This is a genomic window from Streptosporangium sp. NPDC048047, assembly GCF_040653115.1.
Taxonomy (GTDB): Bacteria; Actinomycetota; Actinomycetes; order Streptosporangiales; family Streptosporangiaceae; genus Streptosporangium.
Genome location: NZ_JBEZNH010000007.1, coordinates 224,950 through 243,123, shown reverse-complemented (window position 1 = coordinate 243,123; position 18,174 = coordinate 224,950). Strand labels below are relative to the sequence as shown.

The window sequence follows — 18,174 nt, the reverse complement described above, 5'->3', positions numbered from 1 at the left end:
CGGCAACAGGACCTTGCGGCTTGACATTCCACATCCAGGGATGTCTGACCCGCCCGCGCTCGCCATACCGGCCGCACCGGCGCCGATCTCGCCGCCGATCCGCCCACGCCCGCCGTACCGGCGCCGGTCCCGCCGACCCGCCCGCATCCGTCGCACCGGCACCGGCCTCCCGCCGATCCGTTCCCGACCGCCCGCCGTACCGGCCCCGATGGTCAGGGGTTGTGGAAGGTCACCTCGGGGGTGGCGGGGGCCGGCCCGTCGAGCAGCGGCTGGGCCTTCCCCCGCAGGTGCCGGTCGAAGAAGGCGCCCACGTAGGACGTGGTGATCTCCGCGGACCGGTCTCCGGGCAGCGGCGCCTCGGGGTCGGTCACCCCGAGCTGCCGGCCCAGGACCGGGATGTCGATGAAGGAGAAGTGGCCGGTGTCCTTCACGGTCAGCCAGCGCTTCCAGCCGTCGAGACGTGCCCAGTCGCGGGACCAGGAGACGTCCTCGGAGCCGGGCGAGTGCCCGGCGGCGGTGCCGAGCATCATGAAGGGCCTGCCGCCGAGCCCGGAGCCGGGGACGGGCGCGAAGAACGTGCCGTCCATGTTCACCCCGGCGCGGACCCGCCGGTCGCCCGCCATGAGGCTCGCCGCGGCGTTGCCCCCGATGGAGTGGCCCACCGCCCCGATCCGCCTCGTGTCGATCATCCCCGACCGCTTCCATGCGGGCCGGTGGCCCGCCGTACGGTCGCCCGCCGTCGCCGCCTGAGCCGCCGTCGCCGCCTGAGCCGCCGTCGCCGCCTGAGCCGTCGTGGACGCCTGAGCCGCTGTGGACGTCCGAGCGGCCGCGGACGCGCGGCGGCCGGTCAGCGCGTCCAGGACGAAGGAGAGGTCGGTCGCCCTGCCGGTCGCGACCCTGGCCAGCAGTTCCTTCTCGGCCCCGTCCGCCGGCGCGCCCTCGACGGTCTCGCAGGCCACGCAGGTGAGGGTCCGGCCGTCCGGGAAGGTCGTGCCGAACGACTCGTAGGCGTGGTCGACGAGCGCGACGACGTAGCCGCGCGAGGCCAGGTCCTCGGAGAGCACGGTGAGCGTGGCGCGGTTCAGCGAGAAGCCCGGCGAGACCAGCACCAGCGGATGCCTGCCCCCGGCGGGGCGGGCGCCGGTCCGCGCGTTCGTCCGGGTCCCGGCGAGCACCTCGGGCGCGAGCAGCTTGTCCCGCCCCTGGGCCTTCAGCAGCAGCCGGGCCTCCTCGGTCGTCATGTACGGCGCCGCGGCGCCGTCCCCGGCGGTCCTGGCCGGGTAGTACACCGACACCATGAGCCGCCGCGCGCCCACCGACGGCACCCACGGGTCGGTGCGGGTGTCGTCCACGAGGTGCAGGACGTCCCGGCCGACCGCGTACGGGCCGCTGGGCGCGGGAAGCCGCAGCTCCACGGCGGCGGCCCTCCCGCCGCTCGCCGGAACGGCGGCGTCCGGCGGCACGGCCGTTCCCACGAGGCGGGACGGCGCCGCGACGGCTCCGGCGGCTCCAGCGACTCCAGCGACTCCGGCGGCTCCAGCGGCGTCCGGTGACGACGCGGCGGCCGGCGCGGCACCCGATGACGACGCGGCGACGGACGGCGAAGCGGCGACGGCGGTGAGGGCGGCGGCGGCCGACAGGGAGAGCGTCAGGGCGGCGGCGCGGCGCACGGGCATGACCACGGGAACTCCGTTCTATGGGGTGAAAGGGAGAGCCCCTCAGGGGGACGGGATCGAAGGTAGAAGCCGGGACCACCCCGCCACATCGGCCGATCGGCAGGCCCGCCTCCCCCACCTTCGTCAGGGGTACGGCCCGGCCTCCCGGGCGACGGCGGCCGTGTGCGGGCCGCGATGAGGCTTGCCATAGATTATCCGCACGGATAAATTTATTCGCATGGATAAGAAATCGGCATGGACCCCCGTCCGGGCGATCTTCGTCGCCGTCCTCGTCATCTCGGTCGCGACGCTCGGCGTGGCCGCCGTCGTCGGCGGCAACTGGGTGGTGTGGCTGCGCGGGGCGGCCGTGGCCGCGGCGTCCGTCTGGCTCGTCGCCCTGACCGGGCAGGCCGAACGCGGGAGGAGATCCGCGTACGTGCGCATCCGCTTCGTCAGCGTCGCCGCGCCCATCGGGATCCTGCTCATCCTGCTCGCTCCCGACAGCGGCTATCCGGTGTGGATGAAGGCGGAGCAGGGAGTGGTCGGCGTCCTGGTCGCCGCCGTCGCGTTCATCGTCAACCGGCGCTCCGTGCGTGAGGCGTACCCCAAGGGTGGCAAGCTCGGGTGACATGAGAAGCCCCGGGACTCGTCAGGCGGCCACCGAGGCGCGCAGAGCTCAGATCGCCTCGGCCGCGATCGCCGTGCTCGCCGAGCGCGGGTACGCGGAGACCACGTTCGAAGCCATCTGCGAGCACGCCGGGCTCAGCAGCAAGAGACTGATCACCTACCACTTCTCCAACAAGGACCGGCTGCTGGAGGCCGTCGTCCAGCAGGTCGTCGCCGACGCCGCGGCCTTCATGCGCCCGGCGCTGGAGGCGGCGCACGGAGCCCGCGCCCAACTGGAGGCGTTCATCAGGTCGAACATCGCCTTCGTCGCCCGCCACCCCGGGCACGTGCGCGCGGTGCAGCAGATCGCCTTCAACCAGGCTCCCGTCGGGGGCGGGGAGCGGGACGCCGCAATAGCCAGGCTGACGGCGCTGTTCGCGGACGGGCAGCGCACGGGGGCCTTCCGGGCATTCGACTGCACCGTGATGGGGGCGGCCCTTCGCGCGTCCATCGACACGATGGCCGAGCGGGTCGTCGACGGCCTCGATCCCGGCCTCTGCGCGGACGAGCTCGTCGAGCTGTTCGACCGGGCGACCCGTGCGCCTGAAGACTAGGGGCCGGGGATGTCACTCTGCTACCGTTTTCCGTATGCAGCGTGCCGCCATGACGACGACGCCGGAGAGTGTCCCGGCGCGCTGACAGATGTCTTGATCCGAAGCCCCGGGGCGAATGCCCCGGGGCTTTTCGGTCTTCGCGGTCACTCGCCTCCCGGGACCGCATCCACGAGGAGACCGCCATGCACGACCACCGCAGACTCGGCCGCGAGCTCGGCCTGTTCGACACCGACCCGCTGATCGGCGCGGGCCTGCCGTACTGGCTGCCGGACGGCGCCGCCGTACGGCACGCGCTGGAGGAGTACATCCGCGAGGCCGAGCGGAGAGCCGGCTACCGGCACGTGTACTCACCGGTGCTGGGCAAACGGGAGCTGTACGAGATCTCCGGGCACTGGTCGCACTACAGCGACGACATGTTCCCACCCATGGACCTGGGCGGTGAGCGGTTCGTCCTGCGGCCGAGCCTGTGCCCGCACCACGCGCTGATCTTCCGTTCCCGTTCGCGCAGCCACCGCGAGCTGCCGCTGCGCATGGCCGAGCTGGGCGGCATGTACCGCTCGGAGCTGTCGGGCGTGCTCGGCGGGCTGACCCGCGTCCGGGCCATCCAGCTCAACGACGCGCACATCTTCTGCACCCTGGAGCAGGTCGCCGACGAGGCGGGGGCCGCGCTGGAGATGATCCGCCGGGCGCACCGGGCGATGGGGATCGTCCCGGCCCGCTACCGGCTCTCCCTGCCCGGCCCCGGCGGGAAGTACGTCGCCGCCCCCGAGCTGTGGCGGCGCTCCACCGAGTTGCTGACCGAGGTCCTCGACCGCTCCGGTCTGCCGTACGAGGCGGCCGAGGGCGAGGCCGCGTTCTACGGTCCCAAGATCGACGTCCAGGTCGCCGACGCCGCCGGCCGCGAGTCCACCCTGTCCACCGTCCAGGTCGACTTCCACCAGCCCGAACGGTTCGGCCTGCACTACGTCGGCGCGGACGGCGCCAGGCACCGGCCGGTGATGGTCCACCGCAGCATCATCGGCAGCGTGGAACGCGCCGTGGCACACCTCATCGAGCACCACGGCGGCACCTTCCCCGCCTGGCTCGCCCCCGTCCAGGTGGTGGTCCTCCCGGTGTCCGACGCCGAACTGCCGGACGCCGCCGCGCTCGCCGGCCGCTGCACCGGGCTCGGGCTGCGGGCCGAGGTCGCCGGGCCGGAGCACGGCAGCCTGGGCGCCCGCGTACGGCAGGCCCGCCTGGTGCCCTACCACGTCGTCATCGGCGCCCGGGAGGCCGCCGCCGGCCAGGTCGCCCTGCGGCTGCGGGACGGACGACGGCTGGAGGGCCTGCCGGCCGCCGAGGCGCTGGCCCGCATCCGCGTCCTCGTCGAGTCCCACGGCACCGCCCTGTGGGACACCGACACCGACACCGGCACCGACGCCGACGCCGGGGCCGGGGCCGGGACTGGGACTGGGGCGGCGGGTGCGGGCGGACGGGCCGGTCTGACCGCGGGCTGAGCCGAGCCGTACGGAGACCGCACGGAAGACGGCCCCGTGGATCCCGGACCGCTCCCGGGGGTCAGGTGACGGCGAGGCTGCGCTCGACCGCCTTGACCACCAGCTCGTCCACTTCCTCGGGGGCGAACAGCTCCGGGAGTGTCAGCGTCTCCACGATCAGCCAGTTGAGCGCCAGTATGAGGAGCCTGACCGAGTTCGCGTCGCCCGGCAGGCCCCGCTTCAGGTGGTAGGAGACGTTCGCGTCCATGTCCGCGCGCACCCTCCCGGTGAGCACGACACGCAGGGCGGGCCGCCGGGTCGCCTCCAGCCGCAGCTCCAGCATGGCGAGATAGCCGCTGCGGAACCCGGCGACCCGGCCGACCGTCTCCCGCATCAGCTCGGTCACCTTGGCGGTGTCCCGCGGCCCGGCCTCCGCGGCGGCCCAGGTGGCCTCGTCAGGCATCCACCGCTGGTAGACCCGATCGGCGATCTGCATGAGCAGGTCGTCGCGGTTGGCGAAGTAGTTGGTGGCCGTGCCGGTCGGGGTGCCCGCCTCGGCGTCGACCGCCCTGAAGGTCAGGCCGCGGGCACCTTCCCTGGCCAGCACCTCGATGGCCGCGTCGAGGAGCGTGTTCCTGCGCTGGTCGTTCTTTCGCATGTTGACACCCTAGCGGTGTAGTACTACGTTTGAACCACTTCAAGTGAAGTACTACATATGGAGTGTTCAGATATGCGAAAGCTCGTCTACTACGTCGGCGTCTCCATCGACGGCTACATCGCCGGCCCCGGCGGTGAGTTCGACTTCTACCCGTTGAGCGACGACATGGCCGCGTGGATGAACGAACAGCACCCCGAGGTGATCCCCTCGCACATCCGCCCGCACGTCGGCCTGGCCGACGCGCCCAACAAGCGGTTCGACACGGTGGTGATGGGCCTCGGCACCTACCGGCCCGCCCTGGACGTCGGCATCACCAGCCCCTACACCCACCTGCGGCAGTACGTGGTGTCCTCGACGCTGGAGAAGATCGACGACCCGTCGGTCGAGCTCGTCCCCGGCGACCCCGTCGGGCTGGTCCGCCGGCTCAAGGCCGAGTCCTCCGGCAAGGACGTCTACCTCGCCGGGGGCGGGAAGCTGGCGGGGGCGCTGCTCCCGGAGATCGACGAGCTGATCGTCAAGTGGTACCCGGTGGTCGCCGGCTCGGGCATCTCGGCCTTCCAGGGCGGGTTCGACCCCACGCTCTTCACCCCCGTCCGGCGGGAGTCGTTCGACAACGGGGCGCAGGTGACCTGGTTCCAGCGCGCCGCGCACTGACCCGCTATGACATTCCGGCGCCCCGCAGCAGCGTGTCGACGACCACGTCGGCGGCCTGCGCGGCGCTCAGTTCGGGCAGCTTCTCCGCGGCGTGCAGCATCAGGGACGGCAGGATCGCGGCCAACCAGCCGGGCGGCAGGTCGGATCGCAGGAGGCCCTCATCGGTGGCACGCCGCAGGAAGCGGTCGACTTCGTCGATCAGCCGTCTGCGACGCTCGCGGAGCGTCTCCTCCGCGAGCAGCCGACTCGTTTCCACGGGCCATCTGCGGTTGACCGCGATGACCCCCTCGACGTACCGGTGCAACGCGACGGTGACGGGGGCCTCCCGCAGCCTGGCGGCGTCGACGACCTCCTCGACCGCGTCGTACCGCGCCTGGTACACGGCGGCCAGCAGTTCCTCGCGGGATGCGAAACGCCGGTAGACCGTACGGCGATCGACTCCCGCCCCGGCGGCGATGGCGGCCATGCTCACCGAGGGGTCGTCGGCCAGCAGACGGGCACCCGTGCTCAGGACGCGCTCCAGGTTGCGTGTCGCGTCTACTCTCATTTCCACAACCTACCCGCGGTGTGGCACATGACTTTCCTTATGCCCCTTCATGATGAAGAATATAGATTTAACTGTCACATAACTGACGCACATCATGAAGACACGTCATCGTCCGTCGTGACGGCGCCGAGCGCGGGAGAGTCGTGGAATCGCTCATCCAGACGATGGTGGACCGGAATGACGAGCGGGAGCGGCTGTCCGCGTTCGTGACGGCCGCCGAGGGGCGGGCCCTCATTCTCAGGGGCGAGACCGGGGTCGGCAAGAGCGCCCTGCTCGACCATGTGGCCGGCCTCGCGACCCCCGAACACGAGGTGATCCGCGCCGCGGGGGTCGAGGCGGAGTCGGAGTTGCCCTATGCCGGCCTGCACCAGCTCCTCCATCCGCTCCTGCCCCGCCTGCCCGGACTCGGCGACGGGCGCCGCGCCGTCTTCGACGTGGCCTTCGGCCTGTGCGAGGGGAGGACGCCGTCGGTCATGTCGCTCGGCATCGCCGTACTCGACCTGCTGGCCCTGGCGACGGAGGAAAGGCCGTTACTGCTGTTGCTCGACGACGGCCAGTGGCTGGACGCCTCCAGCATCGAGGTGTGCGGGTTCGTGGGACGCCGGCTCACCGGCGTCCCGGTGAAGATGCTGATCGCGGTACGGTCCGATGTCGGTTCGCGGTTCGACACGGCCGCGCTTCCCGAGCTCCCGGTGGCGGCCCTTTCCGGCGAGGCCGCCGAACGGCTGCTGGACGCGCGCCACCCACGGCTCGACCCACGAACCCGGCGCGTCGTCCTGAACCAGTCCATGGGCAATCCGCTCGCCCTCCTCGAGCTCCCCTCCCACCTGGGCGGCGACCACGCGCGCCGTACGGACGGGGAGCCGCCGGGGGCCGGCGGTCTCCTGCCGTCCCGCCGGCTCCAGCACGTCTACGGCGTGCGCATCGAACGGCTCGGCGCCACCGTGCGCGAGGAGCTGCTGCGGGGCGCCCTCGACGGCGCCGGGGCGGGGCCGGGCGGAAGCCGCCCGGCCGGCGCGCGGTACCGCATGCGCGGCACCGACGAGGCGGTCGCGGCCGGCCTGCTGGACACCGACCCCCTCACCGGCGAGGTCGTCTTCCGGCACCCGCTGGTCCGTTCGACCGTCGTGGGGCTCGCGACCCCCGACCAGCGCCGCGCGGCGCACGCGCACCTCGCGCGGGTGCACCGCGACGACGTCGAGCGACGCGCCTACCATCTGGCGGCCTCGCAGGTGGACCCCGACGAGGAGGTGGCCGCCGCGTTGGAGGCGGCGGCCGGCTCCGCGACCCGGCGGGGCGGCGCGGTGACGGCCGTGGCCTGGCTGACCCGTGCGGCCGAGCTGAGCGAGAACCCCGCCGATCGGTCCAGGCGGCTCGGTGACGCCGCGTTCATCGCCGGACACGCCGCGCTCCTGGACCAGGCGCGGGAACTCCTCCGTGCGGACCCCGCGCCGGGCGGGGCCGACTCCCCCGCCACGGTCGTCACCTCGGCGTACGCGGCCCTCTACGAGGACGGCGACGTACGGTGGGCGCACCGCCGGGTCGCGGCGGCGATCGAGGACCTGCGCCAGACCCCGCATGGGAGCCCGCGCGCGGATCCGCGTGACGGCCACGGGTCCGCCGAGACGCTCACCCGGCTGGTGAACCTGCTCCTGGCCATCAGCCAGTACGCGGGCGACGCCACGCTGTGGGACCGTACCGGGCGGTTACTGGACTCCCTGGGAGACCGCGTCGATCCGCGTTCGGCGATCTACCGCGACGCGTGGAGCGACGTGGTCCGGTACGGCACGGGCGTGCACGAGCGCGTCGAGCGGGCGTTCACCGACGGGCGGGGCCTGGAGCCGTGGGACGTCTCACGCCTGGCGGTCGCCGCCTACCACGTCGACACGCTGAGCCGATACCGCCCTCACCTGCGGCGTGCCGTGGACCGCGAGGTGGAGACCGGTGCCGTGGCGAACGGCATGACCATGCTGCACCTGATCATGCTCGATCAGCTGGCCGCCGGCGAGTGGGACGAGGCCGAACGCACGGGACAGCGGGCGCTGGAGCTGACCACCTCCTGCGGGTACGCGCTGTTCGCCCACCATACGCGCGCGTACCTGGGACTCCTCTCGGCACTGCGCGGCCGGGTGGAACGCGCACGGGAACTGCAGGCCGTCACGGACGCCTGGGCCAGACCGCGCGGAGTCGGGTTCCTGACGCAGATCACGGACGCCGTCGGCACGGCGGCGGCGCTGAGCGAGGGAGACTACGAGGCCGCCTACCTCCACGCCATCGGCATCACGCCGCCGGGATCGTTCGAACGCTACGCGCACCAGGCCTCGCGCACACTGCTCGACCTGGTCGAGGCGGCGGTGCGCACGGGCCGTCTGGAACAGGCCCGCCGGCACGCCCTGGCCGCGCTCGACGCGGGTCTGCCCGGCGTCTCGCCCCGGCTGGCGCTGATCACCTACGGCGCCCTGGCCATGACGACCGCCGACGAGAAGGAGGCGGAGGACATGTACGGCAGGGCCGAGGCCGACCCGGCGGGCGCCGGGTTCCCTTTCGAGCTGGCCCGTATCCGCCTCGCCCACGGCGTGCGGCGCCGGCACACCCGGGGGCCCGGGGCGGCCCGGCCCCTCCTGGCCCGCGCCGCCGAGACCTTCGAACGGCTCGGCGCCGCCGGCTGGGCCGGGCGGGCCCGAGCCGAGCTGCGGGCCTCGGGGGTATCCGCCGGCTCCGCGTCGCCGCACCCGACCGCTCTGACCTGGCAGGAACGCCGGATCGCCGATCTCGCCGCCGCCGGGCTGACGAACAAGGAGATCGGCGAGCGGATGCACCTGTCGCCGCGCACCGTCGGCTCCCACCTCTACCGGATCTTCCCCAAGCTCGGCATCACCTCCCGCGCCGCCCTGCGCGACGCCCTGGGCAGGCTCGGGGACGCGCTCTGAGAACGGAGGCGGAGGGCGGGCCGGGTGCGGCCACCGCACGGTGGCCGCACCCGGCCCGGCCGGCCGGTCACCAGTTCCTGACGGTCCCGCCGAAGTTGTACCTGATGGTCGAGTACTTCACCGCGTAGTGGACGTACTTCTCGGCGCCGCCCCCGTAGGCGTAACGCTCCAGCCCGACGTGCGTTCCGTGCATCTCGGCGCTGCCGTCGCTGATGAGGGAGTAGACGGGAGACCCGGAGTCACCGGACCAGGTCATCTGCTCTCCGTTCGCCCGCTCGTACGCCAGCAGGTTCTGGGTGCACCCGCCGTGGTTCGCGAAGCAGACGGTCGCGCTCGTGTTGGTGATCTTCGCGAAGCAGCGCTCGTCACCGGTGACGCCGCCGGAGACGCAGATGCCGCTGCCCCCGTCGGGGGTGTTGTAGCCGAGTCCCGGGTCCCACGCCCATGAGACCTTCCTGGTGGTGGTCGGGCTGGTCCAGATCCGGTCGCCGTAGTTCTCGGCGCAGCAGTCGAGCTTCAGCACGTCGTCCCGGGGATAGTCGACCCGGTAGACGGCCGTGCCGTACTCGTAGCCGCCCGAGAGCCAGTTCGCGCCGATCCACCCGCAGTGCCCGGCGGTCGTCGAGTACGTGGCGTCGCTCCCCGGGTCGGCGTCCATCGAGAACCCGCTGGAGCAGACGGAGCCGTCACTGGCGTAGATCCTCGCCCCGCCGAAGTGCCACGGACCCCGATCTTGAACCCTTCCCACGCCCTCCCTGAGGCGGAGGGAGACGGCGGGCGAGTAGTGGCCCACGTCCTCCTTGACGACGGTGCCGGGGGCCGTACGCAGAACGAGCCTGCCCGCCGTCCTCCTCAGCTCCGCGGCGAGGGCGTCGGGCAGGTCTCCGGTGACCACGGTCGCGTCCTCGGCCGCGTCGAACCGGAAACTGATCCCGTACCGCGGGTGCTCGGCGTGGAAGGCCATGAGCCTGTCCGCCGTGGCCTTGATGTCGGCCGCGGTGAGGGTGCTGCGCTTCACGGTGATCGGCGCGCTCGGCGCGTCCAGCCCGCTCGACGTGTCCGGCGCGTTCGAGGCGTCCGGCGTGTTCGGCGCCTTCGCGGCCGGTGCGTTCGGCGTGCCGCCGGAGGACGTGCGCCTCGCCTCGGCTGCGGCCCTGACCTCGGTCAGCTCGCGGGCCGAAGCCGTCCGCGGCACGACCGCCGTGACATGCCCGGCACTGTCGGCGGACATCCCGATGATGCCGTGCTCCTTCGCCCAGCGCTCCCTGCTCTCCGCGCGGGTCTCCATCTCCTTCTGCGAGGCCAGGGCGGTCTCCATCTTCTTCCTGGCCTGGGCCGCGCCCGGATCGGGGGTGGCCGTGACGGTCCGGTTCGCTCCCGCCGGAGCGGGGTCGGCGGAGGCGGCGCCGCCGAGGGCACTCGACGTCATCACCGCGCCGAACGTCACCGTCGTGACGGCCAGCAGGCGCACCCACGAAGGCGGGGCCATCGGCCGGAAACGGTGCGAAGAACGCCCGCGTTCCTCGCCGATGCCGGAGCGAACCTTCTTGGTCGTTGGAAACAACTCGATCCTCTCCCGGGTCGAGGAGGGCCCGGTTCTCTCCCCGGGCGCCCCGTTCTGACGTCTCCGACGATGAGGCTCCGAAGGTCCGGTGGCTTGAGTCATCTGACTGCACGCCTCCGACTGAACCCCGCCGCACACCGCTCCGCCCGGACGGCTCGGCTCCGGCGTGCGGGCCGGCTTGACCTCAAGTGAGGTTGAGGCGGCACCGTGGTCCGCATGAACGCGGAGCACATCGACGAGCACACCCGTGAGACCGAGATCGAGGCGATCAGGGAGGTGGTCGCCGCCGTCCAGCACTCCCAGCGGAACATGCTCCCCGGGGAGTTCGCCGGCCTCTTCCGGCACGACGCCGTCTGGACGACGGCCCACGGCAGGCGGCTCTTCGGCCGCGACGAGATCTCGGAGTTCACCCACAAGGTGCTCCCCGGCGCGATGACGGACGTCACGCCCACGTACGAGGTGGAGCACGTGCTGTTCATCCGGCCCGACGTCGCCGCGGTCAAGGTGCGCCAGCGCTACCTCACGCCCGGCGGCGAGCCGGTCGGGAACGCGGGCAGCCCGATGTACGTCATGTCCAAGGAGGACGGCCGCTGGCTCCTGACCGCCTGCCAGAACACCGAGGTCCTCGACACGTGACGACTCGCCGGGCCGGTCACTCCGCGGCCCGGAACGCCCGGCGGTAGGCGCCCGGCGTCGTGCCCAGGGCGTTGAGGAAGCGCCTGCGGAGGTTCGTCGCCGAGGAGAGACCCGCGCGGCGGGCGACGGCGTCCAGCGGCAGGTCGGAGGATTCCAGGAGGTCCCGGGAGGCGGCGATCCGCTGGGCGAGCAGCCACCGCCCGGGGCTGGTGCCGAGCTGGTCGGCGAACCGCCGGGCGAGCGTTCGCGTCGAGATCCCCTCGTGCGCGGCCATGCCCTCGACGGTCACCGGTTCGCCGAGCCGCCCGGTGGCCCACTCCAGCAGCGGCGCGAGCGTGCCGTCGATCTGCGCGGGGTGCGGCGGCGCCGAGTACTGCGACTGCCCGCCCTCGCGGTGGGGCGGCATGACCATGGTCCGTGCGATGTGCGCGGCGTACCGGGCGCCCTGGTCAGCGCGGACCAGGTGCATGCACAGGTCGAAGCCGGCCCCGGCGCCGGCGCTGGTGGCCACGTCACCGTGGTCCACGTACAGCACGTCCGGGTCGACCTGGATGTTCGGGAAACGCGCGGCGAGTCCGCCCGCCAGCGCCCAGTGGGTGGTGGCCCGCCGTCCGTCCAGCAGACCGGCGTGCGCCAGTGCGAAGGCGCCGGAGCAGATGCTGACCATCCGCGCCCCGCGGGAGTGCGCGCGGCGCAGCGCCCGGACGACCGCGGGCGAGGGCGGCTCCCCGGCGGGCGGCCAGCCCGGGACGACCACGGTGTCCGCCCGGTCGAGCGCGTCCAGCCCGTCGGTCACGAGCATGTCGTACCCGGCGTGCGTCGCGACCGGGCCCGGGTGCTCCGCGCACACGCCGAAGGCGTACCGCGTCGGAAGCCCCTGCCGCTCGATCCCGAACACCTGCGCCACGCAGCCGAGCTCGAAGGTCGACTGCGGCGCCCGGACGAGCGCCGTCATCCGATGCATGGCAGGAAAGTACCGCACGACGTCTTTCCTGACACTCGGCGGGACGGCGGGCGGCGGCGAGGCTGACCCCATGACGACAGAACGGAACACGTCCGCCTACGTGTGGTCCTCCGTCCAGGACGCCCCGGTCCGCGAGGTCTTCCCGGGCATCCGGCTGCGCCCGCTGTGGACCGGGGACGACGGCGCGGCGGCCTACGTGCTGGAGATGGACGCCGGCGCCCGCTGGCAGGGGATCGACGTCCACGACCCGGGGCCGGAGGAGGTCTTCGTGGTCTCCGGCGTCTTCAACGACGGCGACCGGGACTACCCGGCCGGCTCCTTCATCCACGCCCCCGCGGGCAGCTCGCACGTCCCGCAGACGGCGACGGGCTGCACGCTGTTCCTCTTCTACCCCGAAGGCTAGACCGCCGGGGTCTCCTCCCGGAGAGCCGGACCGCGCAGGGTTTCCCCGGAGGACCGGACCGCTCGCGGTCTCCGCCGGAAAGGCCGGACCGCCTGGGTTCACGGCGCCGCGGCACCGGCGCCGGACACGGCACCGCGACACCGGCCCCGGCCCCTACGGGCGGGTCGCCTCGTACTCGGGGAGCGCCGCCGGGACGGCCCCGTCCGCCGGGCGCATCGTCAGGACCAGTACGGCCAGCCCGGCGAAGAGGACCGCGGCGATGACGCCGACGACGTGCAGGCTCGCGGTGAACGCCTCCCGCGCGGCGGCCAGCAGCTCCGCGCCCCGCCCGGCCGGAAGACGTCCGGCGGCCACGAGCGCGGCGGCCAGCGAGTCGGACGTGCCGCCCATCCGGCCGCGGTAGACCACCGCGGCCACCACGCCGAGCAGCGCGAACCCGAGCGATCCGCCGAGGTAGTTGCCGGTCTCCGACATCGACGCCGCCGAACCGGCGCGCTCCGGCGGCACGGACCCGAGGACCAGCCCGGTGCCCAGCGCGAACAGCGGTCCGGCGCCGAGCGCCAGCACGGTGATGCCGGTCATCGCCAGCGGCAGGGCGTACGGACCGCCGACCACGGCCAGCAGCAGACCGCCCAGCGCCGACACCGCCAGCCCGCCCGCGATCGCGGTCGCCGGCCTCATCCACCGGACCAGCATCGGCGCGGTCATGGTGCCGGCCGCCACGCCCAGGCCCATCGGCGCGAACAGCACCGCCGACGCGAACGGCGAGAAGCCCAGCACACCCTGCAGGTACTGGGTCACCATCAGCCCCGTGCCGGCCATGGCGACACCGGCGAGGACCAGCCCGACGATCACGGCCGTGAACGGGCGGTTGCGGAACAGCCGCAGGTCCAGCAGCGGCGTCGCGAGACGCAGCTGCCGCCGTACGAACACGGCCCCGACGGCCGCGCCGGCGACGAGGACCACCGCCGGCACGACCGACACGCCCTCGACGGTCAGCTGCTTGACCCCGTAGACCATCGCGAGCACCGCCACGAGCGACAGTCCGGCGCTCACGAGATCGAGCCGCCCGGCCCGGTCGTCACGGAACTCCGGAAGCAGGAACGGCCCGGCGAACAGCAGCATCGCCATCGCCGGCACGGCGATCAGGAACACCGATCCCCACCAGAAGCGCTGGAGCAGGAACCCGGCGAGCACGGGCCCGAGCGCGCCGCCGGTGAACTGGCAGGTCGCCCAGATCGCGATGGCCTTCCCGCGCCGCCGCTCGTCACGGAACATATCGGTGATCAGGGCGAGCGTGGACGGAGCCAGGGTCGCCCCGGCGACGCCCAGCAGCGCCCGTACGACGATCAGCGTCAGCGGGCCGGTCGCGAAGGCCGCCACGACCGACAGCGTCGCGAACGCCGCCGCGCCGATCAGCAGCAGCCGCCGCCGTCCGATCCGGTCGCCGAGCGTGCCCATCGTGATGACCAGCCCGGCGACCATGAACCCGTAGCCGTCGCTGATCCACAGCTGCTGAACGTTCGTGGCCCCCAGGTCGGCGCTCAGCCGCGGGAGCGCGAGGAGCAGCGCCGTCGTGTCCACCGCGACGAGCAGCGTCGGCAGTGTGAGGAGCGCCAGCCCCAGCCATGTCCGGTCGACTCTCATATCGAAAACCCCTGTCCTCTCGACGTCTCGCCGCCTGGTCGGAGCGGCGGGGGGTTTCTTGACATCCGTACGGCGGGCGGTTCCCGGCACCGCCGGCAGGCGGTTTCCGGCACCGCCGGCGCGGGGCGGCGAAAATCTTCTGAGAAAGTTCCAGTGGGGATGTCAAGACGACGGCGACGGCTCCGACCGACCGGCGAAGGACCCGGACGGGGCCCGTGAACCACAAGGAGTGCCAGATGAAGTTCCTGATCAGCATGCACATCAACCCGGCCGTGCTGGACGCGCTGACCGACGAGGAGAAGGCCGCGATCGGCGAGGGCCACGGCAGGCTCCTGGAGTCGCTGAAGCGATCCGGCGAGCTGATCACCACGCAGGCGCTCGTCGACCCGTCGCAGGCCGCCGTCGTGTCCGTGCGCAACGGCCAGCCGGTGGTGACCGACGGCCCCTTCCTGGAGGCGAAGGAGTACCTCGGCGGTTTCTACTTCGTCGACTGCGAGAGCAAGGAGCGGGCGATCGAGCTGGCGGCGCAGGTCCCGGACGCCGCGATCGAGGGCCTGGGCGTCGAAGTGCGACAGGTGATGTTCGCCGATGGACAATCGGAGATGTGACGTCGCCATCCACCGAGGACCCGCTGCCCATCGAGGACCTGCTGCGTGAACTCACGCCGCAGGTCCTCGGCGCTCTGATCCGCCGGCACGGCCGGTTCGAGGAGTGCGAGGACGCCGTGCAGGAGGCCCTCCTCGCCGCCACGGTGCAGTGGCCGGCCGAGGGGGTGCCGGACAATCCGCGCGGCTGGCTGGTGACCGTCGCGTCCCGGCGGCTCATCGACCAGATCCGCAGCGAGCACGCCCGCCGCGAGCGGGAGACGGCGACGGCCGCCGCCGAGGTGGCCCCCGAGGACGTACCGGACACCGACGACACGCTCGTCCTGCTGTTCCTGTGCTGCCACCCGACGCTGACCCCGGCCTCCCAGACCGCCCTGACGCTGCGGGCGGTCGGCGGCCTGACCACCGCCGAGATCGCCCGCGCGTTCCTGGTGCCGGAGGCCACGATGGCGGCCAGGATCAGCCGGGCCAAGCAGCGCATCAGGGCGGCGGGCGCCTCGTTCGGCCCGCCGGGCGGCTCCGGCGCTGCCTCCGGCTCAGGTCCGGGCGGCTCGGACTCCGGCACCGGCATCGCCTCCGGCTCCGGGTCCGGGTCCGGCGTCGGCTCCGGCACCGGCACCGGCTCCGGCTCTGGCCGGGACGGCTTCGGATTCGGCCTGCCGGTCGGCCCGGAGCGCGAGGAACGGCTCCGCGTCGTCCTGCACGTGCTCTACCTGATCTTCAACGAGGGCTACACCGCCTCCTCGGGCAGCGAGCTGCACCGCGCCGACCTCGCGCACGAGGCGATCCGGCTGACCAGGATGGTGCACGCGCAGCTCCCCGGCGACGGCGAGGTGACCGGGCTGCTCGCGCTGATGCTGCTGACCCACGCCCGCCGTGCGGCGCGCACGACCGCGACCGGCGACCTGGTGCCGCTGGACGAGCAGGACCGTACGCGCTGGGACCGCGGGATGATCGACGAGGGCCTCGATCTGGTCAAGGCGTCGCTGGCCGGCCCGGAACTGGGGCCGTACCGGTTGCAGGCCGCCATCGCCGCCACGCACGCCGCCGCGGCCACGGCCGCGGAGACCGACTGGCGGCAGGTCCACGCGCTCTACCTGATCCTGGAGCGGATCGCGCCCAACCCGATGGTCACCCTCAACCGGGCGATCGCGCTCGCCGAGGTCGAGGGCCCGGCGGCCGGGCTGGACCTGCTGGCCGCGCTGGACGGCGACGAGCGGATGACCGGGCACCACCGGCTGCTGTCCGTACGGGCTCACCTGCTGGAGAAGACCGGTGACGCGGCCGGGGCGTACGAGCACTACCGGCGCGCGGCGAAGGCCACCGCCAGCATCGCCGAACAACGGTATTTGGAGTCCCGCGCCGCCCGCCTGCGCCCGTAGCCCCGAACGCTCCTCTTCCGATCGACCTCCCGCCTCGGTCATGGCGGGGCCGGTACGGCGGGCGGGAGCGGCTGACCTCATCGAGTGACCGGGCAGCTGGGCTGACGGTACGGCTCGCCGGGGATGTATCGCCGCCACTCTTCGGGGGCGAACGGCCGAACCGCGATACCGCACGCGGCCCGCAGGAGGCTCTGAAGGTCGTACGGTATCCCGACGTTCCAGATCCGCACCGTGCCATCGGCGCCGGCGGAGGCCAGACGTTCACCGTCCGGGCTGAACGCCACCGAGCGCACCGAGCCGGTGTGGCCGGTGAGAGGGGCGCCGATCTGCCTGCCGGTGGCCGCGTCCCAGATCCGCACCGTCTTGTCGTCTCCGGCGGAGGCCAGGCGTTCACCGTCCGGACTGAACGCCACCGAGCGCACCGGGCCCGTGTGGCCGGTGAAAGGGACACCGAGCTGCCTGCCGGTAGCCGCGTCCCAGACCCGCACCACCCCGTCGTCTCCGGCGGAAGCCACACGTTCACCGTCCGGACTGAACACCACCGAGTTCACCGGGCCGGTGTGGCCGGTGAAAGGGACACCGAGCTGCCTGCCGGTAGCCGCGTCCCAGACCCGCACCACCCCGTCGTCTCCGGCGGAAGCCACACGTTCACCGTCCGGACTGAACACCACCGAGTTCACCGGGCCGGTGTGGCCGGTGAAAGGGACACCGAGCTGCCTGCCGGTAGCCGCGTCCCAGACCCGCACCGTCTTGTCATCTCCGGCGGAAGCCACACGTTCACCGTCCGGACTGAACACCACCGAGTTCACCGGGCCGGTGTGGCCGGCGAGAGGGACACCGAGCTGCCTGCCGGTAGCCGCGTCCCAGACCCGCACCGTCTTGTCATCTCCGGCGGAAGCCACACGTTCACCGTCCGGACTGAACACCACCGAGTTCACCGGGCCGGTGTGGCCGGCGAGAGGGACACCGAGCTGCCTGCCGGTAGCCGCGTCCCAGACCCGCACCGTCTTGTCATCTCCGGCGGAGACCAAGCGTTCACCGTCCGAGCTGAACGCCACCGAGTACACCGGGCCGGTGTGGCCGGCGAGAGGGACACCGAGCTGCCTGCCGGTAGCCGCGTCCCAGACCCGCACCGTCTTGTCATCTCCGGCGGAGGCCAGATGTTCACCGTCCGAACTGAGCGCCACCGAGTACACCCAGCCGGTGTCGCCGATGAGAGGGGCGCCGAGCTGCCTGTGGGTGGCCGCGTTCCAGATCCGCACCGTGCTACCGATTCCGGCGGAAGCCAGACGTTCACCGTCCGAGCTGAACGCCACCGAGTACACCGGGGTGTCGCCGGTGAGAGGGGCGCCGATCTGCCTGCCGATGACCGCGTCCCAGACCCGCACCGCCCCGTCGTCTCCGGCGGAGACCAGACGTTCACCGTCCGAACTGAACGCCACCGAGTACACCGCGCCGGCGTGGCCGGTGAGAGGGGCGCCGATCTGCCTGCCGGTGGCCACGTTCCAGACCCGCACCGCCCCGTTGTCTCCGGCGGAGACCAGACGTTCACCGTCCGGACTGAACGCCACCGAGTACACCGAGTACAGCAGGCCGGTGTCGCCGATGAGAGGGGCGCCGAGCTGCCTGTGGGTGTCCGCGTTCCAGATCCGCACCGTCTTGTCGTTTCCGGCGGAGACCAGACGTTCGCCGTCCGGACTGAACGCCACCGAGCGCACCGCGCCGGTGTGGCCGACGAGAGGGGCGCCGAGCTGCCTGCCGGTGACCGCGTCCCAGACCCGCACCGTCTTGTCGTTTCCGGCGGAGACCAGACGTTCGCCGTCCGGACTGAACG

The 18,174-nt window shown here is 72.7% G+C and carries 16 protein-coding genes; 9 read left to right on the top strand and 7 right to left on the bottom strand.

Going from position 1 to position 18,174, the window contains the following annotated elements:
* Nucleotides 1–212 precede the first annotated feature (212 nt).
* Nucleotides 213–1,676, bottom strand: a complete 1,464-nt coding sequence (locus tag AB0D67_RS09290; protein WP_362931695.1) for an alpha/beta hydrolase — start codon at nucleotides 1,674–1,676, stop codon at nucleotides 213–215.
* A gap of 217 nt (nucleotides 1,677–1,893) precedes the next feature.
* On the opposite strand from AB0D67_RS09290, the gene AB0D67_RS09285 reads away from it, so the two are divergent.
* The 3 genes from AB0D67_RS09285 (at nucleotide 1,894) to thrS (ending at nucleotide 4,371) form a co-directional block, all read left to right on the top strand.
* The gene (locus tag AB0D67_RS09285; protein WP_362931683.1) at nucleotides 1,894–2,283 is read left to right on the top strand and encodes a hypothetical protein; all 390 of its coding nucleotides are present in this window, start codon (nucleotides 1,894–1,896) and stop codon (nucleotides 2,281–2,283) included.
* Nucleotide 2,284: 1 nt separating this feature from the next.
* Entirely contained in the window at nucleotides 2,285–2,875 is a 591-nt protein-coding gene (locus AB0D67_RS09280; protein WP_362931681.1) for a helix-turn-helix domain-containing protein, read from the top strand.
* Between the two features lie 68 nt (nucleotides 2,876–2,943).
* The gene (gene thrS / locus AB0D67_RS09275; protein WP_362931679.1) at nucleotides 2,944–4,371 is read left to right on the top strand and encodes a threonine--tRNA ligase; all 1,428 of its coding nucleotides are present in this window, start codon (nucleotides 2,944–2,946) and stop codon (nucleotides 4,369–4,371) included.
* Nucleotides 4,372–4,432: 61 nt separating this feature from the next.
* On the opposite strand, the gene AB0D67_RS09270 is transcribed toward thrS, so the two are convergent.
* Nucleotides 4,433–5,008, bottom strand: coding sequence for a TetR family transcriptional regulator (locus tag AB0D67_RS09270; RefSeq protein WP_362931677.1), 576 nt, complete (start codon nucleotides 5,006–5,008; stop codon nucleotides 4,433–4,435).
* 72 nt (nucleotides 5,009–5,080) lie between these two features.
* Between AB0D67_RS09270 and AB0D67_RS09265 the strand changes: the two genes are divergently transcribed.
* Nucleotides 5,081–5,662 carry a dihydrofolate reductase family protein gene (locus AB0D67_RS09265; RefSeq protein WP_362931675.1) on the top strand — a complete coding sequence of 194 codons (582 nt, stop codon included), beginning with the start codon at nucleotides 5,081–5,083 and terminating at the stop codon, nucleotides 5,660–5,662.
* Between the two features lie 4 nt (nucleotides 5,663–5,666).
* Here AB0D67_RS09265 and AB0D67_RS09260 read toward each other — a convergent pair whose 3' ends face one another.
* Nucleotides 5,667–6,209: a helix-turn-helix domain-containing protein gene (locus AB0D67_RS09260; protein ID WP_362931673.1), complete on the bottom strand. Its 543-nt coding sequence runs from the start codon at nucleotides 6,207–6,209 to the stop codon at nucleotides 5,667–5,669.
* A 143-nt stretch (nucleotides 6,210–6,352) separates the two neighbouring features.
* On the opposite strand from AB0D67_RS09260, the gene AB0D67_RS09255 reads away from it, so the two are divergent.
* Nucleotides 6,353–9,139, top strand: coding sequence for a LuxR family transcriptional regulator (locus AB0D67_RS09255; RefSeq protein ID WP_362931671.1), 2,787 nt, complete (start codon nucleotides 6,353–6,355; stop codon nucleotides 9,137–9,139).
* Nucleotides 9,140–9,206: 67 nt separating this feature from the next.
* Here the strand turns inward: AB0D67_RS09255 and AB0D67_RS09250 are convergent, their stop codons facing one another.
* Nucleotides 9,207–10,628, bottom strand: coding sequence for a hypothetical protein (locus tag AB0D67_RS09250; RefSeq protein WP_362931669.1), 1,422 nt, complete (start codon nucleotides 10,626–10,628; stop codon nucleotides 9,207–9,209).
* Nucleotides 10,629–10,919: 291 nt separating this feature from the next.
* On the opposite strand from AB0D67_RS09250, the gene AB0D67_RS09245 reads away from it, so the two are divergent.
* Entirely contained in the window at nucleotides 10,920–11,339 is a 420-nt protein-coding gene (locus AB0D67_RS09245; protein WP_362931667.1) for an SgcJ/EcaC family oxidoreductase, read from the top strand.
* Between the two features lie 16 nt (nucleotides 11,340–11,355).
* Here AB0D67_RS09245 and AB0D67_RS09240 read toward each other — a convergent pair whose 3' ends face one another.
* Nucleotides 11,356–12,294 carry a helix-turn-helix domain-containing protein gene (locus AB0D67_RS09240; RefSeq protein WP_362931693.1) on the bottom strand — a complete coding sequence of 313 codons (939 nt, stop codon included), beginning with the start codon at nucleotides 12,292–12,294 and terminating at the stop codon, nucleotides 11,356–11,358.
* Between the two features lie 79 nt (nucleotides 12,295–12,373).
* On the opposite strand from AB0D67_RS09240, the gene AB0D67_RS09235 reads away from it, so the two are divergent.
* Entirely contained in the window at nucleotides 12,374–12,706 is a 333-nt protein-coding gene (locus AB0D67_RS09235; protein WP_362931665.1) for a cupin domain-containing protein, read from the top strand.
* Between the two features lie 153 nt (nucleotides 12,707–12,859).
* Here AB0D67_RS09235 and AB0D67_RS09230 read toward each other — a convergent pair whose 3' ends face one another.
* Nucleotides 12,860–14,353, bottom strand: coding sequence for an MFS transporter (locus AB0D67_RS09230; RefSeq protein ID WP_362931663.1), 1,494 nt, complete (start codon nucleotides 14,351–14,353; stop codon nucleotides 12,860–12,862).
* 236 nt (nucleotides 14,354–14,589) lie between these two features.
* Between AB0D67_RS09230 and AB0D67_RS09225 the strand changes: the two genes are divergently transcribed.
* Nucleotides 14,590–14,961: a YciI family protein gene (locus tag AB0D67_RS09225; RefSeq protein WP_362931661.1), complete on the top strand. Its 372-nt coding sequence runs from the start codon at nucleotides 14,590–14,592 to the stop codon at nucleotides 14,959–14,961.
* Entirely contained in the window at nucleotides 14,958–16,340 is a 1,383-nt protein-coding gene (locus tag AB0D67_RS09220; protein WP_362931659.1) for a sigma-70 family RNA polymerase sigma factor, read from the top strand. The genes AB0D67_RS09225 and AB0D67_RS09220 overlap by 4 nt, the downstream gene beginning before the upstream one ends.
* A gap of 77 nt (nucleotides 16,341–16,417) precedes the next feature.
* Here AB0D67_RS09220 and AB0D67_RS09215 read toward each other — a convergent pair.
* A partial coding sequence (locus AB0D67_RS09215) for a WD40 repeat domain-containing protein (protein WP_362931657.1) occupies nucleotides 16,418–18,174 on the bottom strand: 1,757 nt, incomplete at its 5' end.